The following is a 24,046-nucleotide window of genomic DNA, read 5'->3' on the forward strand; positions in this document are numbered from 1 at the left end:
CCGATCCGAGTCCGCAACCCTACGGAGCACCATGTCGATGCAACGCACCCTTGCGGGCGCGGGCGTCACGGCCGTCCTGGCCGCGACGCTCGTCGCCGGTTCCACCCCCGCGATCGCCCTCGAGGGCGATCCGGCCGTCCCGATCGTCACCCCCGTCTCGCCGCTCGTCGCACCGCCGACGAGCTACCCGTCCCAGCCCGAACTCGCGACCGTCGCCGACGACCCGACCGACGCGTCGATCAACCGCGGCGTCATCCCCTACGACGAGATCGCACCGATGCTCAACAGCCTGACCGCCGTGAGCGACCGCATCTCGGTGCAGGTCGTCGGCCAGTCGGCGCTCGGCCGCGACATCCACCTCGTCACGCTCACCGCCCCCGAGAACGCGGGCGAGACCAAGCGCCAGGCGATGTTCCGCGACATGATCAAGCACAATCCCACGGCGGCCGCGAAGAACGCGTCGCTGATGAAGAACTACAAGGTGCCGATCTGGTTCAACGCGAACATCCACGGCAACGAGTGGGAGGGCACCGACGCGGTCCTCGACTACATCGAGCACCTCGCCACGGCGCCGTACGCCGAGGTGGAGGACGTGCTCGAGCACAACCGCCTCTACTTCACGGTGACGAACAACCCCGACGGCCGTGCCCTCGGCCAGCGCGCGACGGCGGACGGGTTCGACGCGAACCGCGACATGATCACCGGCGCGACGAGCGAGGCCCGCATCATCCGCGACCTGTCGGGCGTGATCCAGCCGACGTTCTACATCGACCTGCACGGCTACACGAGCGTGCTGCAGGTCGAGCCCTGCGGCCCGCCCCACGGCGAGAACTACGAGTACGACCTGTTCCTGCCGCACGCGTACGCCGCCGCGCTCGAGATCGAGGAGGCCGTGACCGCGGCCGACATCCCCGGCAACACCTACCTCGACCTCGAGACGAACCGGGTCACGACCGAGAACACGGGCAACATCCGGATCCCGTACCGCGACATCCGCGCCGGATGGGACGACTGGCCGCCGATCTTCACGCCGCAGTACGTGGCCTACCAGGGCGCGATCACCAACACGGTCGAGCTGCCGCTCGGTCGGGTGAACCCGCCGACGAACCCGACGAACGCCGCGAACTCGGCCGTGAACATCGAGGTCGCCGGCGTCGTGATCGACACCTCGGTCGACTACGTGATCGAGAACGCCGACGCGCTGCTGTCGAACCAGATCGAGATCTTCCGTCGCGGCGTCGCGGGCGAGCCGCTCGTCGAGATCCCCGCCGACGTCGACCCGGCCGAGGTGGCCGAGCCGAACCAGTGGGCCGAGATCTGGGACGAGACCGACGTCTACACGGCCGAGTTCCCGCGGGCGTACGTGATCCCCGCCGGCGAGGCGCAGCGTTCGGCGACGGATGCCGCGAACCTCGTCGACCAGCTCATCGCCAACGGCGTCGAGGTGCAGCGCGCATCCTCGGCCTTCACGGCCGGCGGCACGACGTACGAGGCCGGCTCCTACGTGGTCGACATGCACCAGCCGCTGCGCGGCATGGCGAACGTGCTGCTGGCCGACGGCTCGGACATCTCGGAGCGGGTGCCCGACATGTACGACATCTCCGCGTGGAGCCTCGCGCTGCTGTGGGGTGCGGACGTCGACGCGGTCGGCTCGACGGGCGACCCGGCGATCAAGGCAAAGCTGAAGTCCGTCGCCGAGGCGGCGCCGACCGGTTCGGTCCCGGCGCAGGGCGGCTACCTCGAGCTGGCCACGTCGGGCGTCGCCGAGTACCAGGCGGTCAATGCGCTGCTCGAGTCGGGCGTGCCGGTGTCGGCGTTCGACGACGGCACCGTGATCCTGGGGCCGGATGCCGCGAGCCACGCGGCCGCGGTCGAGGTCGCCGACCTCTACGGCGTCGCGTTCACGGCGTCCGACGGCTCGCGCCTGGCCGCCGAGGAGAGCACGGGGCTCGACGACCTCACGGTCGCCTACTCCGGCGGCGGCGAGGAGCTGCAGACGCTGCGCAAGCTCGGGTTCGACGACCCGGTCGCGATCTCGTCCGCCACGCTCACGAGCGGCGCGGCCACCCTCGACGGCGTCGACGTGATCTGGATCGGCGGGACGCTGAACTTCTCGGGATCGCAGGAGGCCGGCCGCACCGTGATGGCCGAGTACCTTGCGGCGGGCGGCGGCGTGGTCGGCGAGGGCACGGCGATCGCGAGCTTCGCGAACGCGTTCGGCCTCGTCGCCTCGACCGCGACGTCCGGCACGAGCGGGTCGAACGGCATCGTGTCGGTCGACCCGGTCGAGGAGGGCCTCCTCGGCACGTTCCCGCAGGACACCGCGTTCATCTACCCGGCGGTCTGGTACACGAACCTCGGCGCCAACGCCGTGGTCGAGCAGACCTACGCGGCCGACCCGTTCATCTCGGGCCACTGGCGCGACTCCGCGGGCCGTTCCACGACGGATGCCGCCGGGCAGGCGTCGGCGGTCTCCGCCGAGACCGAGGCGGGCAACCGGGTGCTGATGTTCGGCACGTCGATGAACTTCCGGACCCACCCGGTCGGGCAGTTCGGCCAGATCGCGCGCGGGCTCTTCTGGGCCGGCACCGAGGGGGCGGAGGTCCCCGTCCCGTAGTCGACGGATGGCACGGCGCGGCGCCGGTCGGGATGCGCTCCCGGCCGGCGCCGTCGTGTGCGCCGGCACTCGGGTCCGTGCCATCCGATGTGGGTTTCTGTGGGTATTTCTGCGAAAGGGTTGCTTTTGGTGGAGATTGCGAGATAAACTCACACGAACGCAGGTGATCGAAGATCGGCAGGGAGGCCGCATGTACGCGATGGAGCGACACGAGCACATCCTCGACGCGCTCGCCCGCACGGGGCGCGTCTCGGTCGCCGGCCTCGCCGACGAACTCGACGTCACCGCCGAGACGATCCGCCGCGACCTCGACGCGCTCGAGCAGGCCGGGCACCTCCGCCGAGTCCACGGCGGCGCCGTGAGCGCGGGCCGGGCGAGCCTCGCCGAGACGACCGTCCTCGAGCGCACCGGCCAGCACGCCGACGCCAAGCGCGCGATCGCGCACGAGGCCATGGCGCTCGTGCCGCCGACCTTCACGGGCTCGATCCTGCTCGACGCCGGCACCACGACCGGCGCGCTCGCCGAGGCGCTCGTCGGCTGGCAGCCCGCCACGGGCACGCCGCCCCTCACGGTCTACACGAACTCCGTGCCCATCGCCGCGCTCCTGCACGGCAGCCGCGACCTGGTCGTCCGCATCATCGGCGGCACGATCCGCGGCATCACGAGCGCCGCCGTCGGGCCTTCTGCGATCGCCCAGCTCGCCGAGATCCGCCCCGACATCGCCTTCATCGGCACCAACGGCGTGAGCGCCGAGTTCGGGCTCTCGACGCCCGACGAACTCGAGGCCCAGGTCAAGCAGGCCATGGTCGACCGGGCCAGGCTCGCCGTCGTGCTCGTCGACTCGTCCAAGCACGACGACGAGGCACTGCAGCGATTCTCGGCCCTCGACGAGGTCGACGTCCTCATCACCGACGCGCAACCCGGGCCCGCGCTCGCGGTCGCGCTCGACGAGGCCGAGGTGGAGGTGCGCGTCGCATGATCGTCACACTGACCGTCAACCCGTCGCTCGATCGCACGGTCGAGCTCGACCGGGCGCTCGAGCGAGGCGAGGTCCAGCGCGTCGCCCGCAGCGTCGAGGAGCCGGGCGGCAAGGGCGTCAACGTGACGCGCGCGCTCGTCGCCGCCGGGGCCGACTCGATCGCCGTCCTGCCCGGCCGCGCAGACGACCCGCTGGTCGTCGCGCTCGCCGCGGCCCGAGTGCCGGTCGCGACCGTTCCCATCGCCGGCCGACTCCGCTCGAACATCGCGATCACCGAACCCGACGGCGTCACCACCAAGCTGAACGAGCCCGGCCCCGCGCTCGACGACGACGAGCAGCGCGCGCTCGTCCGCGCGGTGGTCGAGCGGGCGACGGATGCCTCGTGGCTCGTGCTCGCCGGCTCGCTCCCGCCGTCGCTCCCCGACGACTTCTACGTCCGCGTCGTGCGCGAGGTGCGCGCGGCGGGCGCCGCCGCGCGCATCGCGGTCGACACGTCGGGGGCGCCGCTCGCCGCGCTCGTCGACTCCGCGGCCGAGATCGACCTCATCAAGCCGAATGGCGAGGAGCTCGCCGAACTCACCGGCGAGGTCGACCCCGACGCGCTCGAGGCCGACCCCGAGCGGGTCGCCGAGCTCGCCGCACGACTCGAGCCCCGCGGCATCCGCTCGGCGCTCGTCACGCTCGGCGCCCGTGGCGCCGTCCACGTCGGGGCGGAGGGCGCCTGGTTCGCGCCCGCGCCCCGCATCGACGCACGCAGCACGGTCGGCGCGGGCGACAGCTCGCTCGCCGGCTTCCTGCTCGCCGTGACCGAGGGGGCCGCGTCCGACCGGGCGCTCGCCCAGGCGGTCGCACACGGGGCGGCCGCCGCGTCGCTCCCCGGGTCGGCGGTCCCCACCAGGGCCGACGCCGACGCCACCGCCATCACCGCAATCCGAATCCGGGGCGCCGTCGCCCCGGCCGTCCAGTAGGAGGAATCGATGTCCACCGTCATCGACCAGCGGCTCGTCAGCCTCGACGAGCCCATCGGCGCCGACAAGGCCGCCGTCATCCGCGCCCTCGCCGACGCCGTCGTCGGTGCGGGCCGAGCCACCGACGCCGAGGTGCTCTTCGCCGACGCGTGGGCCCGCGAGGAGAAGGACTCCACGGGCGTCCCCGGCGGCATCGCCATCCCGCACGCCAAGTCCGACGCGGTGACCGAGCCGACGCTCGCCGCCGCCCGGCTGCCCGAGGGGGTCGACTTCGGTTCCTTCGACGGGCCGGCCGACCTGGTGTTCCTCATCGCCGTCCCGACCGCGTCGACGCAGGACCACCTCGCGGTGCTCTCGACGCTCGCGCGGTCGCTGATCCGCGAGGACTTCGTCGCGTCGCTCCGCGCCGCGCCCGACGCCGCGACCTTCGTCGCGCTCGTCGAGGAGGCGCTCGCACCCGAGCCCGAGGTGGCGCCGGCCGCCGCCGCGACGGCGGGTGCGACGGCCGCAGGGGCCGGTGCCGCTGCCGCCGCCGCGAGCGCCGCGCCCGCGGCATCCGCCCCCCGCCACGAAGGTGCGCCGGTGCTCATCGCGGTCACGGCCTGCCCCACCGGCATCGCGCACACCTACATGGCCGCCGACGCGCTCGCCGCCGCCGCGAAGAAGGCCGGCGTCGAACTGCACGTCGAGACGCAGGGGTCCTCCGGCTCGACGCCGCTGTCGCCCGAGGTCATCGCCCGGGCCGACGCGGTCGTCTTCGCCGTCGACGTCGACGTGCGCGACAAGAGCCGGTTCGCCGGCAAGCCCGTGGTCCAGGGGCCGGTCAAGCGCGGCATCGATCACCCCGCCGAGATGATCGACGAGGCCGTGGCCGCGATCGACGACCCGTCCGCGCCGCGCGTGCAGGGCGACGCCGGGGCGCAGACCGCCGCGGCGGCGGCCGCGAACGAGCACTTCGGCCAGAAGGTCAAGCGCGTGCTGCTCACCGGCGTCAGCTACATGATCCCGTTCGTCGCCGGCGGCGGCCTCCTCATCGCGCTCGGCTTCCTCTTCGGCGGGTACGACATCACCGACAACGCCACCGAGATCGTCACGACGAACAACCTGTTCAACCTGCCCGACGGCGGCCTCCTGGTGTACCTCGGCGCCGTGTTCTTCACGATCGGCGCGATCTCGATGGGCTTCCTGGTGCCGGCGCTCGCCGGCTACATCGCCTACGCGATCGCCGATCGCCCCGGCATCGCTCCCGGCTTCGTCGCCGGTGCGGTCGCGGGCCTCATGGGTGCGGGGTTCATCGGCGGCCTCGTCGGCGGCATCCTCGCCGGCTGGATCGCGCTCATGTTCGCCCGCCTCGACGTGCCGCGCTGGCTCCGGGGCCTCATGCCGGTCGTGATCATCCCGCTCGTCGCGTCGATCGTCGCCTCGGGCCTCATGATCGTCGTGCTGGGCGGCCCCATCGCTGCGCTCTCCACCGCCCTGAACGACTGGCTCGCCGGCCTCACCGGCGCGGCGGCGGTCGTGCTCGGACTGATCCTCGGTGCGATGATGGGCTTCGACCTCGGCGGCCCCGTCAACAAGGTCGCGTACTCGTTCGCCGTCGCCGGCCTCGGTGCGGCGTCCGTCGAGAACCAGGCGCCGCTGATGGTCATGGCCGCGGTCATGGCCGCCGGGATGGTTCCGCCCCTCGCCATGGCGCTCGCCACGGTGCTCGACCGCAAGCTGTTCACCCCGGTCGAGCGCGAGAACGGCAAGGCCGCGTGGCTGCTCGGTGCCGCGTTCATCTCCGAGGGCGCGATCCCGTTCGCCGCGGCCGACCTGTTCCGCGTCATCCCCTCGATGATCCTCGGCGGCGCGGTCGCCGGCGCGATCTGCATGGGCATGGGCGTCACGTCGCAGGCCCCGCACGGCGGCATCTTCGTGTTCTTCGCGATCGGCAACCTGCTCTGGTTCGTCCTGGCGATCGTGGCCGGTTCGGTCGTCGGCGCGCTCGCGGTCATCGCGCTGAAGCGCTGGGCGCACCGTCGCACGATCCGCGAGGAGGTCGCGGAGGGCGAGCCCTCGATCGTCGCAGCCTGACCGGCGCGACACCGACGGCCGGCATCACCTCCTGGTGCCGGCCGTCGGCCGTGTGCGCGGCCGCGCGCCGCGATCGCGGGCGGGCTCCGATCGAAGGCGGGCGGATGCCGCGGATCAGCGCCTCGGCTTGAGGCGCACCGTCGGAAGTTCGGGCGCGGGCAGCGGATCGCCGTCGTAGCCGCCGACCGTGCCGAACGGGCCGTCGGCGTCGTTGCGGGCGATGACGTCGGACTGCCAGCGTCGGCGGAACTCGACGATCTCGTCGTGCGAGCGGCCGATGAAGTTCCACCACATCACGAGTTCCTCGCCGAACGGCACGCCGCCGAGCAGCACGACCCGGACCGGGTCGGCGTCGGCGCGGAGGCGCACGCGCTCGTGGCCCCGCTCGAGGTGCGCGAGGTGCGACCACGGCACCTCGGCCGCCGCGTCGGCGCCGGGCACCTCGACGAACGCGGGGCCGACGTCGACCAGGATGCCGTGCTCGAACGTCGGATCGAGCGCGAGGTCGACCGATCCGCCGGCCGGGAGGTCGACCTGCGCGCCGAGGAGCGGCGAGAAGACCGTGACCGGCGCGGCCGCGGCATCCGTCGTCTCGCCGTCGCCCGCGAGCTCGCCGACGAACACGCGCACGGTCGCATCGCCGAGCCGGAACGGCGTCGTGTCGGCGTGCTCGAAGAACGGCGCGACCGAACGGGCCTCGTCGGGCAGCGCGACCCAGAGCTGCACGCCGTGCAGGCGCGTGGTGGACGGCGTCGAGACCTCGGAGTGCGAGATGCCGCGGCCGGCCGTCATGAGGTTGACGCCGCCGGGGCGGACCAGCTCGTGGCTGCCCGTGGAGTCGCGGTGCTCGATCTCGCCCTCGAAGAGCCAGCTCACCGTCTGGAGCCCGGTGTGCGGGTGGGGCGGCACGACCATGCCGCCCGTCTCGGCGACGTCGTCGGGGCCGTAGTGGTCGGCGAAGCACCACGCGCCGATCGTCGTGCGGCCGCGCTGCGGGAGCGTACGGCGCACGGGCATCGCCCGCGGGCCGCCGAGCGGCACCTCGCGGTACTCGTAGACGTCGACCGCGGGCCCGGTCGCCTCGTCGGGCGGGCAGAGCAGTTCGACGGGATCGCGCTCGAGGTTGCTCATTCCCGCATCCTACGCGCGGCGTCCGAGGGCGTGTCCCGCCCGCCGCGGCGCACGCCCGACACGCCGACGGTAGGGCCGGAGGTCCCGCCCGTCGCGGCCGTCGTCATGGCAGCATGGCGCCATGACTGCGCTCACCGGACCCCGTCGTCTGCTGCTGGCCGGCCTCGCGATCGCCTCGACGTTGCTGCTCACCGGCTGCAATCCGGGTTCCGGCGCCGTCGAGGACTTCCCCGGCCTGCCGGTCGCCGAGGAGGAGGCGACGGACGAGGCCGGCGGCGAGGAGACCGAGCTCGGCGGCGGCACCGAGGAGGAGACCGACGAGGAGGACGTGGTCGAGGCCGAGCCGACCGGCGACGAGCCGTACGTGCAGTACCTCGACGACGGCGGCAAGCTGGCGATCACCATCTGGGGCTCGTCGACCTGCCCCGTCGTGCTGACCGAGATCACGGTGCTCGCCGAGGCGGGCGAGGGCAACGCCGTCGAGGTGCTGCTGCCCGAACCCGAGACCCAGCCGTGCACCGCCGACTTCGTCCCGCACACGACCGTCTTCTGGACCCCGGTGTTCACGACCACGACCGAGCCGCTCGAGGTCACGATCGGCGACCAGGTCGTGACCGTGCCGGTCAAGTAGTGGTGGTGGTGTCCGACCACGATCGCGTTCCCGAGACCACGCTCGAGGCGGCGCCCGGCCGGCGGGCCCGGCCTTCGCCGTGGCTGAGCTCCCTCGCGGTGACTGCACCCGCGGTCCTCGCGGTCCTGCTCGCCCTGCGACGCTCGGCGTTCGCCCCGCTCTGGCTCGACGAGTACGCGACTGCCGCGTTCGCGGCCCTCGATCCCGGAGACCTCGTCCGCGCCCTCGAGCGCGTCGACGCCGTGCTCGGGCCCTACTACGCCCTCATGCACGTGCTCTCACCCGTGCTCGGGGGCACCGGGACGGGCCTTCGGCTGCCGTCCATCGTGGCGTTCGCCGGCACGACCCTGATCGTGGGCGTGCTCGCCGCGCGCTGGTGGGGAACGTGGGCCGCGCTCGCGGCGGGAACGGCGATCGCGGTCAACGGCGCGCTGGTCGTGCAGGCGACGACCGCTCGGCCGTACGCCCTGTCGGCGCTCTTCGCCGTCATGGCCGTGCTCTTCCTCGAATCGGCCCTGACGCCGGAGGATTCGGATGGCGGGCGGCGCCGATGGGCGTGGGCCGGATACGGGGGCGCCGCCGCCGTCGCCGTCGCCCTCCACCTGTTCGCCGTCGTCGCGCTCGCAACCACCGCGGTCCTGCTGCTCGGCCGCGCGGGCCGGTTCCGTGCGTGGGCCCTCTCGTCGCTCCCGATGCTCGGCGTCGCCGCGGCCGTCCTCGTCGCCGGTGCCGCCCAGCGCGGCCAACTCGGCGCGATCGCCGTGCCGGGCCCGCGCGAGGCGATCGCCCATCTCGCGGAGGCCGTGGGCGTGACACCGGGTCGTGCGGTGGTGTGGGATGCGATCGCGCTGCTCGTCGTCGTCGCGATGGTCGCGTGCACGCTCGCGGCCGCCGGTGGCCCCCGGGGGGCGGGTGCCTCCGACTCCCCGATGCAGCGATCGTCCATCGCCGCCCGTCGCCCCGTCTGGTTCGGCGCCGCGCTGGCGCTGGTTCCGTGGCTGGTGCTCACGATCGGGTCGTGGACGATCTCTCCGATGCTCGCGGACCGCTACCTCGTCTGGTCGTCGGCCGGAGCGGCGTTGGCGATCGGCGCCGCCGTCGGGATCGGCTTCTCGACGCGCAGTCGCCCGCAGTCCCGCAGCCGAGCCGGGATCGCTGCGGGCGTGCTCGGGCTCGTCGTCCTCGTGTCGTCGGTTTCGTTCTCCGTCGAACGGGAAGCGGCGATCCATCGCCAGGCGGGCGGGATGGAGCGGGTGCTCGACGTCATGCGGGCCGAGGCGACGCCGGGCGACCGGGTCGCGCTCGTGCAACGGTACTGGGAGGGTGGGCTCTCGCCGGAATTCGCGGCCGCCGCCGGGGACGACGCGCACGCGGCGGAACTGCGCGCCCGGCTGCCGGAGGGCGGGCAGGACCTCATCTCGGTCCGGGCCGTGACCTCGACCAGCCCGTTCCGCACTGAAGCGGCCGACACGGCGATCGAGCCCGGCACGACGGTCTGGCTCATCACGATCCTGCCCGTGACCGCCCGGGACCTCGAGACCGTCGACCCATCGCTCGCCGCCTGCCTGGGCGAAGACGACCCGGAATCCTCACGTGAGATCGCGGCGTTCCAACTCAGCCGATTCGAGTGCCGGCCGGACTGAACGAGACGGCGCTCAGCCGTGACCGAGCGTGAGGTCGACGAACAGCTCGCTCGCGACGCGCTCGAGGTCGTCGCGCACGTCGGCGGGGTCGCCGCCCGGCGGGACCCGCACCACGAGGTGAGCCTCGAACAGTCGGCCGCCCGCCATCGGCGCGTCGCGCTGACCCGTCGTGATCGTCTCGATGCTGAGCCCGTGCCGGGCCAGCACCGCCGAGATGTCGCGCACGATGCCCGGGTGGTCGTTGCCGATGAGGTCGATGCGCAGCGGCGTCCAGGCGGATGCCTCGACCTCGGCCTTCGGCTCCAGGCCCGGATGCGCGGAGACCTCCATGAGCCCGTCGAGGCCGTCGAGCGCGGCGCGCAGCGCGGCCTCCTGCTCGGCGGGCACCTCGACCACGACGATGCCGGCGAACTGCCCCGCGAGCTCGGCCATCTGGCTCTGCTCCCAGTTGCCGCCGTGCTCGCCGATGACGTCGGCGAGCGCCCCCACGAGTCCGGCGCGGTCGTCTCCGATGACGGTCAGCACGAGTCTGGACATGCGTGCATCAAACCACGGGCCGGCGGGTGCGGTCGAGCCCGCGGCATCCGGCGCCGTATCGAGCCGGAGGCATCCGCTCGCCGCGTCGCGACGAACCACGTCACAGAGCGTGCGCCCGTGGCGAACAGCGGCCCACCGTGCAGCCGCGGTCGTTACCGTTGAACGTAACGACGCCCCTACCCGGCGTCGGCGAGGAGTTGAGATGTTCGAGAGATTCACGGACCGAGCCCGTCGTGTCGTCGTCCTGGCCCAGGAAGAGGCCAAGATGCTGAATCACAACTACATCGGCACCGAGCACATCCTGCTCGGCCTCATCCACGAGGGTGAGGGCGTGGCCGCGAAGGCGCTCGAGTCGCTGGGGATCTCCCTCGATGCCGTCCGCGAGCAGGTTCAGGACATCATCGGGCAGGGCCAGCAGCAGCCGACCGGGCACATCCCGTTCACCCCGCGCGCCAAGAAGGTGCTCGAGCTCAGCCTCCGCGAGGCGCTCCAGCTCGGCCACAACTACATCGGCACCGAGCACATCCTCCTCGGCCTCATCCGCGAGGGCGAGGGCGTCGCCGCCCAGGTGCTCGTGAAGCTCGGCGCCGACCTCAACCGCGTGCGCCAGCAGGTCATCCAGCTCCTCTCCGGCTACCAGGGCAAGGAGCAGGTGCAGGTCGGCGCGAACGAGCAGCAGCAGCCGCAGGGCGGCTCGCAGATCCTCGACCAGTTCGGCCGCAACCTCACGCAGGCCGCGCGCGAGTCGAAGCTCGACCCGGTCATCGGCCGCGAGAAGGAGATCGAGCGGGTCATGCAGATCCTCTCGCGCCGCTCCAAGAACAACCCGGTCCTCATCGGCGAGCCCGGCGTCGGCAAGACCGCCGTCGTCGAGGGCCTCGCGCAGGCGATCGTCAAGGGCGAGGTCCCCGAGACGCTGAAGGACAAGCAGCTCTACTCGCTCGACCTCGGCTCGCTCATCGCGGGCTCCCGCTACCGCGGTGACTTCGAGGAGCGCCTGAAGAAGGTCACCAAGGAGATCCGCACGCGCGGCGACATCATCGTCTTCATCGACGAGATCCACACCCTCGTGGGTGCGGGCGCCGCCGAGGGCGCGATCGACGCCGCCTCGATCCTGAAGCCGCTGCTCGCGCGCGGCGAGCTGCAGACCATCGGCGCGACCACGCTCGACGAGTACCGCAAGCACTTCGAGAAGGATGCCGCGCTCGAGCGCCGCTTCCAGCCGATCCAGGTCGCCGAGCCGTCGCTCCCGCACGCGATCAACATCCTCAAGGGGCTGCGTGACCGCTACGAGGCGCACCACAAGGTCTCGATCACCGACGGCGCGATCGTGGCGGCGGCGAACCTCGCCGACCGGTACATCAGCGACCGCTTCCTGCCCGACAAGGCCATCGACCTGATCGACGAGGCCGGCGCGCGCCTGCGCCTGTCGATCCTGTCGTCGCCGCCCGAGCTGCGCGAGTTCGACGAGAAGATCGCCGTGGTGCGCTCCGCCAAGGAGACCGCGATCGAGGAGCAGGACTTCGAGAAGGCCGCGTCGCTGCGCGACGAGGAGAAGAACCTGCTCGGCGAGCGCCTCCGCCTCGAGAAGCAGTGGAAGTCGGGCGAGGTCAAGACGACCGCGGTCGTCGACGAGGGCCTGATCGCCGAGGTGCTCGCGCAGGCCACCGGCATCCCCGTCTTCAAGCTGACGGAGGAGGAGTCGTCGCGGCTCGTCTTCATGGAGAAGGCGCTGCACGAGCGCGTCATCGGCCAGGAGGAGGCGATCGCCGCCCTCTCGAAGACGATCCGCCGCACGCGTGCAGGCCTCAAGGACCCGAAGCGCCCCTCGGGCTCGTTCATCTTCGCCGGCCCCACGGGCGTCGGCAAGACCGAGCTCGCCAAGGCGCTCGCCGAGTTCCTCTTCGACGACGAGTCGGCGATGATCTCGCTCGACATGTCGGAGTACGGCGAGAAGCACACCGTCTCGCGCCTGTTCGGCGCCCCTCCCGGCTTCGTCGGCTTCGAGGAGGGCGGTCAGCTCACCGAGAAGGTGCGCCGCAAGCCGTTCTCGGTCGTGCTGTTCGACGAGATCGAGAAGGCGCACCCCGACATCTTCAACTCGCTGCTCCAGATCCTGGAGGAGGGTCGTCTGACCGACGGCCAGGGTCGGGTGGTCGACTTCAAGAACACCGTCATCATCATGACGACGAACCTCGGCACGAAGGACATCTCGGGCGGCCCGGTCGGCTTCCAGATCGAGGGCGACACCCGCACGGGCTACGACCTCATGCGCGCGAAGGTGAACGAGGAGCTGAAGAAGCACTTCAAGCCCGAGTTCCTGAACCGCGTCGACGAGATCATCGTGTTCCCGCAGCTCAGCAAGGAGGAGCTGCTGCAGATCGTCGACCTCTTCATCAAGCGCCTCGGCGAGCGCATGCTCGACCGCGACATGACCGTCGAGCTCACGCTCCCGGCCAAGGAGCGGCTCATCGAGGTCGGGTTCGACCCGGCGCTCGGCGCCCGTCCGCTGCGTCGCGCGGTGCAGCACGAGGTGGAGGACCGCCTGTCGGAGAAGATCCTGCACGGCGAGCTCAACTCGGGCGACCACGTGCACGTCGACTTCAAGGACGGCGAGTTCGTCTTCACGACCACCCAGCGGGCTCTGCCGGTGGGCGTCGGCGTGAACACGGGCGCGGCCATCGGCACCGGGCCGGCCACGCCCGACCTGGCCGCCGGCCAGTAGGGGTTCCGACTCGAAGGGCGGATGCTGCGGCATCCGCCCTTCGTCGTTATCGTCGAAGTGTCGTTCCCCGACGTGGAGTGCGAGGCGAACCGCGATGAGACATCCGCTGCTGGACTGGGCCGACGCGAGCCTGCCGGAGATGCTGGTCGACCTCGAGCGGCTGGTCCGTGTCGAGTCGCCATCCGCCGACCTCGCCGCCGTCGCGCGGTCCGCCGACGTGGTCGCCGAGATCGGGGAGCAGCGGATCGGCTTCGCACCCGAACGCATCGTCGTCGAGGGCTGCACGCACCTCCGCTGGCACCTCGGCTCGCCCGAGACCGATGCGCCGCGCGTGCTCCTGCTCGCCCACCACGACACCGTCTGGCCGGTCGGCTCGCTCGAGACGCATCCGTTCTCCATCCAGGACGGCGTGATCCGGGGGCCCGGCTGCTTCGACATGCTGACCGGCCTGGTGATGGCGGTGCACGCCGTGGCGCACCTCGGCCACCTGCCCGATGCCGCCGTCACGCTGCTGGTGACCGGCGACGAGGAACTCGGGTCTCGGAGCTCGCGTCCGCTCATCGAGCAGGAGGCCGACGGATGCGTCGCCGCCCTGGTGCTCGAGGCCGCCGGTGACGACGGCGCACTGAAGATCGGGCGCAAGGGCACCTCGAGCTACCGCGTCGAGATCACCGGACGGGCCGCGCACGCGGGCCTCGAGCCGGAGAAGGGACTCAACGCGACGCTCGAACTCGCGCACCAGGTCGGCGTCGTGGTCGGCTTCGCGGATGCCGCGCTCGGCACGTCGGTCACGCCGACGCTCGCCCGGAGCGGCACGACCCTGAACACCGTGCCCGCGCACGCCTCGTTCGAGGTCGACGTGCGTGCGCTCACGGCGGCCGAGCAGGAGCGCGTCGACGCGGAGTTCCGGTCGCTCGCCTCGTCGACCGGAGCGCGTATCGCAGTGCACGGCGGGGTCGGCCGACCGCCCCTCGAGGTCGCCGCCACCGAGGGCGTGTGGCAGCGCGCGCTCGCCGTCGCCGGCGAACTCGGCCTGTCGTTGCCCGAGGCGATCGTCGTCGGCGGCGCATCCGACGGCAACTTCACCGCCGGGATCGGCGTGCCGACGCTCGACGGACTGGGTGCGGTCGGCGGAGGAGCTCACGCCGATCACGAGCACGTGATGGTCGAGGACATCCCCGTGCGCACGGCGCTGCTCACGGGGCTGATCCTCGACCTGCTCGGCGTGGACGGACCTGTCACGTCCCGGCAGGCGGGGACGGAGGCGGCGCATCGACGACCGCTTTGAATCGACGTGGTCGGGCGCGTCCCGTGCGCGCAATACGATGAGCGGATGACGCAGCCGCCCATCACCGTGCGCCGGGCGCGCACGACCGACGTGCCGAGGATCGTGGACCTGGTCGAGCCGCTCGTGGCCCGACGCATCCTGCTCGGCAAGGAGCGCGTCGACCTCTACGGCGCGGTGCAGGAGTTCCGCGTCGCGGAGACCGCCGACGGGGCGGTCGTCGGGTGCGGCGCGCTGCACGTCATGTGGGAGGACCTCGGCGAGATCCGGACGCTCGCGGTGGGCGACGAGTGGCTCGGCCACGGCGTGGGGCACGCGCTCCTTGCCGCGCTCGAGGCCGACGCGCGCGAGCTCGGGCTCAGCCGGCTGTTCTGCCTGACCTTCGAGGTGGCGTTCTTCGGCCGCCACGGGTTCGAGGACATGGGCGCCGAGACGGTCGATCCCGAGCTGTACGCCGAGCTCGTCCGCTCGCACGACGAGGGCGTCGCCGAGTTCCTCGACCTCGCGCGCGTCAAGCAGAACACGCTCGGCAACACCCGGATGCTGAAAGTCCTCTGAGCGTTCCCCACCCGTGTCGGGGCGCGCCGGGCGACCGCCCGGGCGGGTCGATCGCGCGGCCGTAGCCTGAGCCCATGTCGACCGATCGTCCCGCGCCCGGGCGCCTGCCCGCTTCGGTGTATCGGCGTCGTCGGCTCATGGTGCTCCTGGGCCTCGTCGCGGTCATCGTCGCGGTCGTGCTCGTCTTCGTCCGTCCGGGCGCCAGCCAGGGCGACGACGTCGGCGTGACGACGCCCGCGAGTGCGACGCCCTCGGCGCCGGCCACCGAGGGGGCGAGCGCGACGGATGCCGCGACCCCGCCCGCGAGCGAGCCGGCCGCGGAGCCGGCCGCCGACGGGGACCCCTGCACGCCCGAGCAGATCACGGTCGAGGCCGTCACCGACGCGGCCGTCTACGCCGCGGGCGAGCAGCCGAAGCTGTCGGTCACGATCACCAACACCGGGTCGAACTCGTGCGTGATGAACGTCGGGACGGCGGCGCAGGTGTTCACGGTCACGAGCGGGGCCGACACGTACTGGACCTCGACCCACTGCCAGGTCGACCCGGTCGACGCCGAGGTCTCGATCGAGCCGGGTGCGCCGGTCTCGTCGAGCGAGCCGATCACGTGGGACCGCACGCGGTCGAGCGCCGACACCTGCGGGGGCGAGCGGGCGGGCGTGCCCGCGGGCGGTGCCTCGTACCACCTGAGCGTCAGCGTGAACGGCTTCGAGTCGTCGACGTCGAAGCAGTTCCTGCTCTACTGACCGGCACGTCATCGCAGGATGCCGGTGGATGTGTCCGCGTGTGACGGCGCACCGTTGATCCCGCGAGGAAAGCTCAGCAGGATCGGAGGCGGACTAACCATCCTGCGGTCCACGGGGTCCGCGGTGTTACCTCGCGCCGCGGGCCCCCGACCGGGGTCCCGGCCCCGGACGGCGGACGCGCGTCGGCCATCGATAGGCTGGTGGGATGGCCGGTCCGAAGCGTTCGAAGCCCACGCAGCCCGTCGAGTTCCGCTCCCAGGCGCTCGCCGAGGCCCTCGAGCGACAGGACATGGCGGCGGTCGCGTTGGCCCTCCGCAACGGCAACACGGTCGTGCCGCTCATCAAGCCCGGGCCGCGCGACAAGCCCCTCGACGGCGGCGAGGTGTGGACCTACCGCGATCCGAAGACGGGCGAGGTCGCATTGCTGCTCTTCAGCGACGCGAAGCACAAGCCGGCGAACCTGCCACCGGCCGTGGGCCTGCAGAGCGCGGGCTGGCTGAAGACGTTCCTCACGCGCTACGAGACGACGATCACCACCGTCTTCCTCGACATCGCCGGCCCGCACCCGATGCAGGCCTCGCCGACCGAGTTGCTGAAGGCGCTCGAGGTCTAGAAGGCCGCATCGAGCTCGCGTTCGCGCGCCCCGCCGGCGGCCATCATCGCTCGCTCGACGGCTGCTCGCACGCTGCCGAGCTCGTCGTCGAGCAGGGCTCGGTAGCCGAGCCGGGCCGCTTCGGACGCGCGCTGGCGCGCCGACGCGACCGGGCGCACCTCGCCCGCGAGGCTGATCTCGCCGACCGCGGCGAGGTCGTGCGGCACGGCCCGATCGCGCATCGCGCTCGCGATCGCGACGGCGATCGCGAGGTCGGCCGCGGGTTCGACGAGCCGCACGCCGCCGACCGTCGAGACGTAGACGTCGTGCTCGCCGAGCTGGCGGAGGCCCGCGCGACGCTCGAGCACCGCGATGATCATCGCGACCCGGGACGGATCGACGCCGTTCACCACGCGGCGCGGCTGCGGGGCCTTCGTGCCCACGACGAGCGCCTGCACCTCGACCGGCAGGGCCCGACGACCCTCGAGCGCGACGGTCACGCACGTGCCGCTCACGGCGTTCCGCGAGCGGCTGAGGAAGAGCCCGGAGGGATCGGGCACCTCGGCGATGCCGTCGCCCGTCATCTCGAAGCAGCCGACCTCGTCGGTCGGCCCGAAGCGGTTCTTCAGCGCGCGCACGAACCGCAGCGCCGTCTGCCGATCGCCCTCGAACTGGCAGACGACGTCGACGAGGTGCTCGAGCAGCCGGGGGCCGGCGATCGTGCCGTCCTTCGTGACGTGGCCGACGAGGAGCACCGGCAGCTGCCGCTCCTTCGCGACGCGGATGAGAGTCGACGCGACCTCGCGGACCTGGCTCGGCTGGCCCGGCAGCCCGTCGGACAGCGCGCTCGACACGGTCTGCACGGAGTCGACGATGAGCAGCTCGGGGGAGACCTGGTCGACCTGGCCGAGGATCGTGGCGAGGTCGGTCTCCGACGCGAGGTAGAGCTCGTCGTGGAGCGCGCCCGTGCGACCGGCGCGCAGGCGGACCTGCGCGGTCGACTCCTCCGCGCTCACGTAGAGCACGCGGCGCCCCGCGGCGGCCACGCGCGCGGCGACCTCGAGCAGCAGCGTCGACTTGCCGACCCCCGGCTCGCCCGAGAGTAGGATCGCGGCCCCCGCGACGATGCCGCCGCCGAGGACCCGGTCGAACTCGCCGACCCCGCTCGGACGATGGGCCGCGTCGTCGCTCTCGACGATCGCCGAGATCGGCCGCGCCGCGCGCCCCGCGCTCGGCGCGACGGGCTGGAGGCTGCGGACGATGCCGGTCTCGACACCCGCCTCGATCACTGTGCCCCACTGCTGGCACTCGGCGCACCGGCCGACCCACTTGACGGTGCTCCAGCCGCATTCGGTGCAACGGAACGCGGTCGTGGATTTCGCCATGCCCCGAGATTAGGGCCGGCCCCCGACATCCGCCGGGACATCCGTCGCCGCGGCGGGCACCGACCCCGCGGCATCCGACACCGCCTCGATCGGCGCCGTCGGCGCGACCGGCTGGTCGACGGCGAACCTCGCCTCGAGCGAGGCCAGCACCGCGGGCCGGAACGCGTCGGCCCACACCTGGTAGCCGTGGTCGTTCGGGTGGAACCAGTCGTTGGCGAAGTGCGTGAAGATGCGCCGCCACCCGCGGACGCGGGTCTCCCGGTGCAGCCGCACGACCTCGAGCCCGGACTCGGCGGCCACCCGGCGGAGGATGAGGTTCGCGACGGCGACCTTCCGCTCGTTGTGCGGGAAGTAGAAGAACGGCAGGTCCGCCACGAGCGCATGCGGGGGCACGGCGGCGAAGATGGTGCGGAGGTTGCGCTCGAACGCCTCGGGATCCCATTTCGCGATGTCGTTCGCGCCGATCGAGACGGTCATGACGTCGGGGCGGAACTTCGCGAGCTTCGGCAGCTGGTCCTGCACGGCGAGCGTCGTCGTCGCACCCGACACGCTGAGGTTCACCACGCGGACGGACCGCCCGGTCGTGTCGCGCATGAGTCGCCCGAGCAGACCCACGTAGCTGTGGTCGGGGCGGCTCGCGCCGATGCCCTGGGCGGCACTGTCGCCGAGCGCCACGTACAGGATCTCGCCGCGCACCTTCGCGTGGTCGCGCCACCACTTCGAGTGCACGGGCAGCGTCTCGTTGAGGATCAGGCTGTTCTCGGTGATCCGCGCCCGGAAGCGTCGCCAGGTCGCGCGGAGCGCGAGCGCGACCCCCGCGACGAGCGCGATCGGCACGAGCAGGGCGATGACGGATGCCGCGGGCGGACGTTCGTCGACCATGGCGCGACGCTATGGCCGGTGTCTGAACGGGCGCTGAACGGCGACGTCCCCGCGGCGGACGGCGCGGCATCCGCTCGTTTTGGCACCTCGCGCGCGGGCCGCTATCATCGATCTCGGTACCGTGTCCGAGCGGCCGAAGGTGCAACTCTCGAAAAGTTGTGTGCGTGAAAGCGCACCGTGGGTTCAAATCCCACCGGTACCGCCAACCGAACGCCCCGCATCCGAGCGATGCGGGGCGTTCGTCATGTCGGCGGGTCCCTGCGTCCCCGCCTGCGTCACCAGCCGCTGCGCGTCGGCGTGTGCCCGTCGCGGGCGTCCTCGGGCATGGGCATCTCCGCGCGGAGGCCGAGGAGCCGCACCGCCCGGCTCGCGTCGCGCTTCGCCGCGAGCTCGAGCACGTGCGCGACCACCTCGTCGGGGTCGGTCGTCGGCGGCCTGATGCGGCGGCTGAAGGTCTTCGTCGTGAACGGCACGTACCGCACCTTGAGGGTGAGCCCGATGACGGGCCGCCCCTCCGCGGCGACGTCGGCGAGGACGTGCGTGACGAGCTCGCCCAGCGCGGCCTCGATCTCGGCGGGCTCGGTGAGGTCCTGCTGGTACGTCGTCTCGCGGCTGTGCCCCCGAGCGACCCACGGGGTGTCGTCCACGACGCGCGTGCCCTCGCCGCGGCCGAGCTGCCGGAACCACGGCCCCATGCGGGGCCCGAACTCGCCGACGAGCACGTCGAGGTCGGCGCCCGCGAGCTGGGCCACGGTCTCGATGCCGTGCGCGGCGAGGCGGCGCGCGATGCGCGGGCCGACGCCCCAGACGGCCTTCGTCGGCCGCTCGCCCATGACCGCCATCCAGTTCGCGCCGGTGAGCCGGAACACGCCGCCGGGCTTGCCGAACTCGGTCGCGACCTTGGCCCGCAGCAGCGTGTCGCCGATCCCGACGCTGCAGTGCAGTCCCGTGCGCTCGAGCACCTCGCGCTGCAGGTCGCGCGCGGTCGCCTCGGGGAAGGCGACGTCGACGCCGACGAAGGCCTCGTCCCAGCCGAGCACCTGCACGACGGTGCCGGGGTGCGCGCGCAGCGTCTCCATGACCCGGGCGGATGCCTCGGTGTACACGGGTGCGTCGACGGGGAGGATCACGGCGTCCGGGACCTTCCGCGCGGCGAGGCGCAGCGGCATCCCCGACCCGACGCCGAACTCGCGCGCCTCGTACGACGCCGTCGAGACGACCGCGCGCTCGGACGGATCGCCGCGTCCGCCGACGATCACCGGCTTGCCCGCGAGCTCCGGATGCCGGAGCACCTCGACCGCGGCGATGAACTGGTCGAGGTCGACGTGCAGCACCCAGGCGTGCGGGCGAGCCCCCATGCGCCCCAGACTCCGCCGTGCGGGCGACACGCGCAAGTACAGGAAGTGAACACGCCTGCACAACCTCTTGCACTCAGGAAGCATTCAGGAGGACAGTTGGCACCAAACGGAAGGAGAATCGATGAGTTTCCTCGCATTCCTGCTCCTCGGCCTCATCGCCGGGGCCATCGCCAAGCTGATCCTGCCCGGAAAGCAGGGCGGCGGCTGGTTCATCACCCTCCTGCTCGGCGTCATCGGCGCCCTGCTCGGCGGGTGGCTCGGCAGCGTGCTCTTCGGGGTGCAGCTCGGTGAGTTCTGGAACCTGACCACCTGGTTGCTCGCGATCGGCGGCTCCATCATCGTCCTGCTCATCTACGGACTCATCGTCGGTCGCAAGAAGACCGCCTGATCCGCGACGCTCCATCCGGACGGCCCGGTCGACCCTCGCGTCGGCCGGGCCGTCGGACGTCCGGCGACGGCGTGCGCGGCGACGGCGTGCGCGGCGACGGCCGCGGTCACGGCGACCGAGGCGCCGACCGAAGTGCCGGACGGACGGCTCAGCCCGCGGCGCGGGCGTCGGCGAGCTCGACGAAGCGGCGCAGCATCCGCTGCGGTTCGGTGACGGATGCCGCGTTCACGCGATCGCGCAACGCCTCGAGTTCGTGCGCCGGGAAGTACCCGTGGTGCCGGTAGACGCCGGCGCGTGCGATGAAGTCGGCCGCGGAGACCTCGGGGTGGAACTGGGTGGCGTACACGTTCGCGCCGACGCGGTAGACCTGCACCGGGCAGCCCGCGGAGCGGGCGAGGTGCACGGCGCCGTCGGGCAGGCGGCTCGTGGCCTCCTTGTGCCCGACGAGCGCGTCGAAGCGCGCGGGCAGGCCGGCGAGCAGCGGGTCGGCCCGGCCGTCGTCGGTGAGCGTGATCTCGACCGGGGCGGCCTCCTCGCCGTACAGCGTGCCCACCTCGCCGCCGAGGACGCGCGTGAGCACGCCGATGCCGTAGCAGGTGAAGAGCACGGGATGGTCGGCCGCCACGGCGCGTTCGGCGAGGCGGGCGAGGTCGGCCTCGACGCGGAGCTGCGTCGCGTGCTTGCCGCCCTCGGGCGTCGTCACGTTGTACGGGCTGCCGCCGACGATGATCCCGGCGTAGCGGCGCGGGTCGAGGTCGGCGATCGACTCGACGTCGAGGCGCACGTGGTCGAGCCGTCCGGCGTCGAGCCCCGACGCGCGCCGGACCGACTCGTACTCGGGTCCGACCGCCTCGACCTCGGGGCGCGCGGAGAGGAACAGGAACTCGTTCGTCATCGTCATCGGCGCTTGCCGCCCTTCCGCCGGCCGTGGGCGCCGGCACCGCGGGAGCCCTTGCCGGCCCCGCGGCCCGAGCTGCGCGTGCCCGTGCCCGACGTGTTCCGGTCACCGCGGGTTCGGGCGGAAGCGCCCCGCCGGTCGGCGCGTGCATCACCTGCCGTGGCATCCGCCTGCCCACCGCCTCGCGAACTGCGCGACGTGCGACCACGCACGACGCCGACGAACTCCTGGATGTCGTCGTCGTCGCGCTCGACCCGCCACACGAGCGCGATGCGCGTCTTCGAGGCATCCGTCACCGGGACCGCGACGACGTCGCGGCGATGGTGCAGGCGCGCGACGCCGTGCGGGAGCATCGCCCAGCCCGTGCCCGCAGCGACGAGCTCGACGGTCATCGCGGGGTCGTCCTGCTCGGGCGCCCGGGTCTCGTCGGCGAGGTCGGCCAGTGCGAGCTCGTCGGCCTCCGCGAACGCGTGGTCCTTCGGGAGGACCGCGACCGCGACCTCCTCCCACAGCGGGATGACGTGGAGGCCCGCGTCCTCGATCGGCAGGCGCACGAACGCGAGGTCGGCCTCGCCCGCCCGGAGGTCGGCGAGCTGCTCCGCCTGCTCGGCCCGCGTCGCCTCGAGCGGGAGGTCGGGGCGACGGTCGGCCCACGCCCGAAGCCACTTCGCGGGGCTCACGCCCGCGACGTACCTCAGCCGCAGCGACACGTCCGACCTCGTTCCCGCCGCGCGCGCGGCCCTCTCAGGCTAGCGCCGGGGCGGCCGGCCCGTGACGTCCCGATGAGCGCCGAGCGGCCGACGCGACTACCGTGGAGGGGTGAACGCCGACAAGCCCCGCCAGTCCCAGTCGATGAAGCCGGAGACGGCGGCCAAGAAGCTCGGCGTCCTGCTCGACGCGACGCCCGACGAGTTCCGCGCCGCGCCGGTCACGCGCGACGAGCTCGCCGCGCTCCAGGCCGAGCCGCCCGAGTGGCTCGCGACGCTGCGCCGCGAGGGCCCGCACCCACGGAGCGTCGTCGCCGCGAAGCTCGGCGTCTCGAACTCCGGCCTCGCGCGCGCCGGCATCACCGACCCGCTGACGAGCGCCGAGATCAAGGCGCTGCTCGAGGCGCCGCCCGCGTGGCTCGTCGAGGAGCGCGCCCGCCAGGCGGGCGTCCGCGCCGAGAAGCGGCGGATCGCCGAGCGCGACGCCGAGCGCGCCGCGCGCGGCGACGACGGTCGCGGAGGCGGCGGAGGCGGCGCGGGCGTCTGAGCCTGCGGCGACGCGCCCTCAGGCGGCGTAGCGCGCCGCGAGGAAGGCGCGCACGTCGCCGATCTCGCGGTCGGACACCGAGTGCCCGAGCCCTTCGTAGACCCGCTGGTCCAGCGACGCGTGCTCGGGCAGCCACTCCTGGGTCCTGACCACCGAGGTCGAGGGGATCACCTCGTCGGCCGTGCCGCGACCCCAGAAGACGGGCGGCGCGAGTTCCGCCATCCGCTCGTCGCCCTCGCGTCGGCCCGGCAGGGCGAACCCGGCGAGGCTCACCGCGAACGCGAAACGCTCCGGCGCGCGGCGCAGCAGTTCGAGCGCCATGGCGCCGCCCTGCGAGAAGCCGAGCAGGCCCACGGATGCCTCGCCCGGCGCGACTCGGTCGAGCCACTCGATCACGGCGGTCGTCGCCTCCTCCGCGCCGGCCATCGCGAACTCGTCGCCCTGCGCGAGGAGCGGGAACCACGCGTGGCCGTATCCCGTCGAGATCGGCGCGCGGAGCGAGGCGATGGCGGGCTCGAGCGGCAGGTAGGGGCTCAGCCCGAACAGGTCGCCCTCGTGCGAGTTGTAGCCGTGGAGCAGCACCAGCAGGGGCCGCCCGGCCCGGTCGGCCGGCGAGGCCGACCACATCACCGCCTCGTCGTCGATCCGCATCCGGGCATCGTACCCCGGGCGGCGGGGCCCGTCGGCCGGGCGAGGTCGCCGGCCCCGCCATCGGATTCACGGCACTCTCCGGTCGTGTGGGGCAGAATCGAGCCATGGCCGTACGAACCCCGGACCCGGACTGGAACCCCGACGACGAACCGGTCGTCCAGCCTCCCGCGAACCCCGGCTGGCTCTCCGACCTCGAGCTCGCCGAGATCCGCGGCCGGCTGCCGCTGCTCTACGTCGAGGCCGTGCCGGTGCGCGTCGACGGCGTCGGCCAGGTCACCGAGGTGGGCGTGCTGCTGCGCGCCAACGCGGTCGGCGAGATGACCCGCACGCTCGTGTCCGGCCGCGTGATGTACGGCGAGACGATCCGCGACGCGCTGTTCCGCCACCTCGAGAAGGACCTCGGCCCCATGGCGTTCCCGCTGCTGCCGGCGAGCCCGGTGCCGGCGACGGTCGCCGAGTACTTCCCGCTGCCCGGCATCTCGCCGTTCACCGACGAGCGCCAGCACGCCGTCTCGCTCGCCTACGTGGTGCCGGTGACGGGCACGTGCGAGCCGCGCCAGGACGCGCTCGAGGTCACCTGGGTGTCGCCGGCCGAGGCCGCGAGCGACGCGTTCGGCGCCGAGATGGAGGGCGGGCGCGGCGTGCTGCTGCGTCGCGCGCTCGCCGCGGTCGGCGCCCTGGTCTGACTGTGAGGATGGCGTTCGCAGCCTGATGCTGGTGGGCTGTGGCTGGTGGCTCCGAGTGT

At 72.7% G+C, this 24,046-nt stretch carries 22 protein-coding genes and 1 tRNA gene; 15 read left to right on the forward strand and 8 right to left on the reverse strand.

Features of this window, described 5'->3' with window-relative positions; translation table 11 throughout:
* The first annotated feature begins 37 nt into the window (after positions 1–37).
* The 4 genes from GJ743_RS08320 to GJ743_RS08335 all read left to right on the forward strand — a co-directional run bounded on the left by GJ743_RS08320 (position 38) and on the right by GJ743_RS08335 (position 6,640).
* Complete coding sequence (locus GJ743_RS08320; RefSeq protein ID WP_196216954.1) at positions 38–2,617, forward strand: M14 family zinc carboxypeptidase; 2,580 nt, start codon at positions 38–40, stop codon at positions 2,615–2,617.
* A gap of 190 nt (positions 2,618–2,807) precedes the next feature.
* Positions 2,808–3,596, forward strand: a complete 789-nt coding sequence (locus GJ743_RS08325) for a DeoR/GlpR family DNA-binding transcription regulator (protein WP_155051451.1) — start codon at positions 2,808–2,810, stop codon at positions 3,594–3,596.
* A complete protein-coding gene (locus GJ743_RS08330; RefSeq protein ID WP_155051452.1) occupies positions 3,593–4,564 on the forward strand; it encodes a 1-phosphofructokinase family hexose kinase in 972 nt (323 codons plus the stop codon). The genes GJ743_RS08325 and GJ743_RS08330 overlap by 4 nt, the downstream gene beginning before the upstream one ends.
* A gap of 9 nt (positions 4,565–4,573) precedes the next feature.
* Positions 4,574–6,640, forward strand: coding sequence for a PTS fructose transporter subunit IIABC (locus GJ743_RS08335; protein ID WP_155051453.1), 2,067 nt, complete (start codon positions 4,574–4,576; stop codon positions 6,638–6,640).
* Positions 6,641–6,754: 114 nt separating this feature from the next.
* Here the strand turns inward: GJ743_RS08335 and GJ743_RS08340 are convergent, their stop codons facing one another.
* Positions 6,755–7,771 carry a pirin family protein gene (locus GJ743_RS08340; RefSeq protein WP_155051454.1) on the reverse strand — a complete coding sequence of 339 codons (1,017 nt, stop codon included), beginning with the start codon at positions 7,769–7,771 and terminating at the stop codon, positions 6,755–6,757.
* 121 nt (positions 7,772–7,892) lie between these two features.
* Between GJ743_RS08340 and GJ743_RS08345 the strand changes: the two genes are divergently transcribed.
* On the forward strand, positions 7,893–8,402 hold the full coding sequence (locus tag GJ743_RS08345; RefSeq protein ID WP_155051455.1) for a hypothetical protein: 510 nt from the start codon (positions 7,893–7,895) through the stop codon (positions 8,400–8,402).
* Positions 8,403–8,410: 8 nt separating this feature from the next.
* Entirely contained in the window at positions 8,411–10,045 is a 1,635-nt protein-coding gene (locus tag GJ743_RS08350; RefSeq protein WP_155051456.1) for a glycosyltransferase family 39 protein, read from the forward strand.
* Between the two features lie 12 nt (positions 10,046–10,057).
* Here the strand turns inward: GJ743_RS08350 and GJ743_RS08355 are convergent, their stop codons facing one another.
* A complete protein-coding gene (locus GJ743_RS08355; protein WP_155051457.1) occupies positions 10,058–10,582 on the reverse strand; it encodes a glycine cleavage system protein R in 525 nt (174 codons plus the stop codon).
* A gap of 202 nt (positions 10,583–10,784) precedes the next feature.
* Between GJ743_RS08355 and GJ743_RS08360 the strand changes: the two genes are divergently transcribed.
* The 5 genes from GJ743_RS08360 (at position 10,785) to GJ743_RS08380 (ending at position 16,506) form a co-directional block, all read left to right on the forward strand.
* Positions 10,785–13,307: an ATP-dependent Clp protease ATP-binding subunit gene (locus tag GJ743_RS08360; protein WP_155051458.1), complete on the forward strand. Its 2,523-nt coding sequence runs from the start codon at positions 10,785–10,787 to the stop codon at positions 13,305–13,307.
* Positions 13,308–13,401: 94 nt separating this feature from the next.
* On the forward strand, positions 13,402–14,595 hold the full coding sequence (locus tag GJ743_RS08365) for a M20 family metallopeptidase (RefSeq protein ID WP_196216955.1): 1,194 nt from the start codon (positions 13,402–13,404) through the stop codon (positions 14,593–14,595).
* Positions 14,596–14,640: 45 nt separating this feature from the next.
* On the forward strand, positions 14,641–15,150 hold the full coding sequence (locus tag GJ743_RS08370) for an amino-acid N-acetyltransferase (protein ID WP_155051459.1): 510 nt from the start codon (positions 14,641–14,643) through the stop codon (positions 15,148–15,150).
* Between the two features lie 74 nt (positions 15,151–15,224).
* Complete coding sequence (locus GJ743_RS08375) at positions 15,225–15,893, forward strand: hypothetical protein (protein WP_155051460.1); 669 nt, start codon at positions 15,225–15,227, stop codon at positions 15,891–15,893.
* 205 nt (positions 15,894–16,098) lie between these two features.
* Positions 16,099–16,506, forward strand: a complete 408-nt coding sequence (locus GJ743_RS08380) for a dehydrogenase (RefSeq protein WP_155051461.1) — start codon at positions 16,099–16,101, stop codon at positions 16,504–16,506.
* Here GJ743_RS08380 and radA read toward each other — a convergent pair.
* Both radA and GJ743_RS08390 read right to left on the reverse strand, forming a co-directional pair.
* Complete coding sequence (gene radA / locus GJ743_RS08385) at positions 16,503–17,870, reverse strand: DNA repair protein RadA (RefSeq protein WP_155051462.1); 1,368 nt, start codon at positions 17,868–17,870, stop codon at positions 16,503–16,505. The two genes, GJ743_RS08380 and radA, sit on opposite strands and share 4 nt — an antisense overlap.
* 9 nt (positions 17,871–17,879) lie before the next feature.
* Complete coding sequence (locus GJ743_RS08390) at positions 17,880–18,752, reverse strand: SGNH/GDSL hydrolase family protein (protein WP_155051463.1); 873 nt, start codon at positions 18,750–18,752, stop codon at positions 17,880–17,882.
* A gap of 115 nt (positions 18,753–18,867) precedes the next feature.
* Between GJ743_RS08390 and GJ743_RS08395 the strand changes: the two genes are divergently transcribed.
* Positions 18,868–18,957 (forward strand) — tRNA-Ser (locus GJ743_RS08395).
* Positions 18,958–19,027: 70 nt separating this feature from the next.
* Here the strand turns inward: GJ743_RS08395 and GJ743_RS08400 are convergent.
* Positions 19,028–20,110 (reverse strand): DNA polymerase IV, encoded by a 1,083-nt coding sequence (locus GJ743_RS08400; RefSeq protein WP_155051464.1) that lies wholly within the window; start codon positions 20,108–20,110, stop codon positions 19,028–19,030.
* Positions 20,111–20,231: 121 nt separating this feature from the next.
* Between GJ743_RS08400 and GJ743_RS08405 the strand changes: the two genes are divergently transcribed.
* On the forward strand, positions 20,232–20,498 hold the full coding sequence (locus GJ743_RS08405; RefSeq protein WP_155051465.1) for a GlsB/YeaQ/YmgE family stress response membrane protein: 267 nt from the start codon (positions 20,232–20,234) through the stop codon (positions 20,496–20,498).
* A 148-nt stretch (positions 20,499–20,646) separates the two neighbouring features.
* On the opposite strand, the gene GJ743_RS08410 is transcribed toward GJ743_RS08405, so the two are convergent.
* A complete protein-coding gene (locus GJ743_RS08410) occupies positions 20,647–21,399 on the reverse strand; it encodes a glutamine amidotransferase (RefSeq protein ID WP_230386658.1) in 753 nt (250 codons plus the stop codon).
* Entirely contained in the window at positions 21,396–22,106 is a 711-nt protein-coding gene (locus tag GJ743_RS08415; protein WP_328288963.1) for a LysR family transcriptional regulator substrate-binding protein, read from the reverse strand. The genes GJ743_RS08410 and GJ743_RS08415 overlap by 4 nt, the downstream gene beginning before the upstream one ends.
* A 142-nt stretch (positions 22,107–22,248) precedes the next feature.
* Between GJ743_RS08415 and GJ743_RS08420 the strand changes: the two genes are divergently transcribed.
* A complete protein-coding gene (locus GJ743_RS08420; protein ID WP_155051473.1) occupies positions 22,249–22,650 on the forward strand; it encodes a DUF5997 family protein in 402 nt (133 codons plus the stop codon).
* A gap of 18 nt (positions 22,651–22,668) precedes the next feature.
* On the opposite strand, the gene GJ743_RS08425 is transcribed toward GJ743_RS08420, so the two are convergent.
* Positions 22,669–23,301 (reverse strand): alpha/beta hydrolase, encoded by a 633-nt coding sequence (locus GJ743_RS08425; protein ID WP_155051466.1) that lies wholly within the window; start codon positions 23,299–23,301, stop codon positions 22,669–22,671.
* A 104-nt stretch (positions 23,302–23,405) separates the two neighbouring features.
* Between GJ743_RS08425 and GJ743_RS08430 the strand changes: the two genes are divergently transcribed.
* Positions 23,406–23,987 carry an NUDIX hydrolase family protein gene (locus GJ743_RS08430; protein ID WP_155051467.1) on the forward strand — a complete coding sequence of 194 codons (582 nt, stop codon included), beginning with the start codon at positions 23,406–23,408 and terminating at the stop codon, positions 23,985–23,987.
* The last annotated feature ends 59 nt before the right edge of the window (positions 23,988–24,046 follow it).

The sequence above is a fragment of the Agromyces bracchium genome, from assembly GCF_009709675.1.
Lineage (GTDB): Bacteria > Actinomycetota > Actinomycetes > Actinomycetales > Microbacteriaceae > Agromyces > Agromyces bracchium.

What these genes read in the sequence shown, in the direction of transcription:
- GJ743_RS08365 (WP_196216955.1), top strand. Translation starts at nt 13,402, where the DNA reads ATGAGACATCCGCTGCTGGACTGGGCCGACGCGAGCCTGCCGGAGATG.
- GJ743_RS08325 (WP_155051451.1), top strand. Translation starts at nt 2,808, where the DNA reads ATGTACGCGATGGAGCGACACGAGCACATCCTCGACGCGCTCGCCCGC.
- GJ743_RS08335 (WP_155051453.1), top strand. Translation starts at nt 4,574, where the DNA reads ATGTCCACCGTCATCGACCAGCGGCTCGTCAGCCTCGACGAGCCCATC.
- GJ743_RS08390 (WP_155051463.1), bottom strand. Translation starts at nt 18,752, where the DNA reads ATGGTCGACGAACGTCCGCCCGCGGCATCCGTCATCGCCCTGCTCGTG.
- GJ743_RS08430 (WP_155051467.1), top strand. Translation starts at nt 23,406, where the DNA reads ATGGCCGTACGAACCCCGGACCCGGACTGGAACCCCGACGACGAACCG.
- GJ743_RS08340 (WP_155051454.1), bottom strand. Translation starts at nt 7,771, where the DNA reads ATGAGCAACCTCGAGCGCGATCCCGTCGAACTGCTCTGCCCGCCCGAC.
- GJ743_RS08375 (WP_155051460.1), top strand. Translation starts at nt 15,225, where the DNA reads ATGTCGACCGATCGTCCCGCGCCCGGGCGCCTGCCCGCTTCGGTGTAT.
- GJ743_RS08360 (WP_155051458.1), top strand. Translation starts at nt 10,785, where the DNA reads ATGTTCGAGAGATTCACGGACCGAGCCCGTCGTGTCGTCGTCCTGGCC.
- GJ743_RS08330 (WP_155051452.1), top strand. Translation starts at nt 3,593, where the DNA reads ATGATCGTCACACTGACCGTCAACCCGTCGCTCGATCGCACGGTCGAG.
- GJ743_RS08380 (WP_155051461.1), top strand. Translation starts at nt 16,099, where the DNA reads ATGGCCGGTCCGAAGCGTTCGAAGCCCACGCAGCCCGTCGAGTTCCGC.
- GJ743_RS08400 (WP_155051464.1), bottom strand. Translation starts at nt 20,110, where the DNA reads ATGGGGGCTCGCCCGCACGCCTGGGTGCTGCACGTCGACCTCGACCAG.
- GJ743_RS08425 (WP_155051466.1), bottom strand. Translation starts at nt 23,301, where the DNA reads ATGCGGATCGACGACGAGGCGGTGATGTGGTCGGCCTCGCCGGCCGAC.
- radA (WP_155051462.1), bottom strand. Translation starts at nt 17,870, where the DNA reads ATGGCGAAATCCACGACCGCGTTCCGTTGCACCGAATGCGGCTGGAGC.
- GJ743_RS08410 (WP_230386658.1), bottom strand. Translation starts at nt 21,399, where the DNA reads ATGACGATGACGAACGAGTTCCTGTTCCTCTCCGCGCGCCCCGAGGTC.
- GJ743_RS08320 (WP_196216954.1), top strand. Translation starts at nt 38, where the DNA reads ATGCAACGCACCCTTGCGGGCGCGGGCGTCACGGCCGTCCTGGCCGCG.
- GJ743_RS08345 (WP_155051455.1), top strand. Translation starts at nt 7,893, where the DNA reads ATGACTGCGCTCACCGGACCCCGTCGTCTGCTGCTGGCCGGCCTCGCG.
- GJ743_RS08355 (WP_155051457.1), bottom strand. Translation starts at nt 10,582, where the DNA reads ATGTCCAGACTCGTGCTGACCGTCATCGGAGACGACCGCGCCGGACTC.
- GJ743_RS08405 (WP_155051465.1), top strand. Translation starts at nt 20,232, where the DNA reads ATGAGTTTCCTCGCATTCCTGCTCCTCGGCCTCATCGCCGGGGCCATC.
- GJ743_RS08370 (WP_155051459.1), top strand. Translation starts at nt 14,641, where the DNA reads ATGACGCAGCCGCCCATCACCGTGCGCCGGGCGCGCACGACCGACGTG.
- GJ743_RS08420 (WP_155051473.1), top strand. Translation starts at nt 22,249, where the DNA reads ATGAAGCCGGAGACGGCGGCCAAGAAGCTCGGCGTCCTGCTCGACGCG.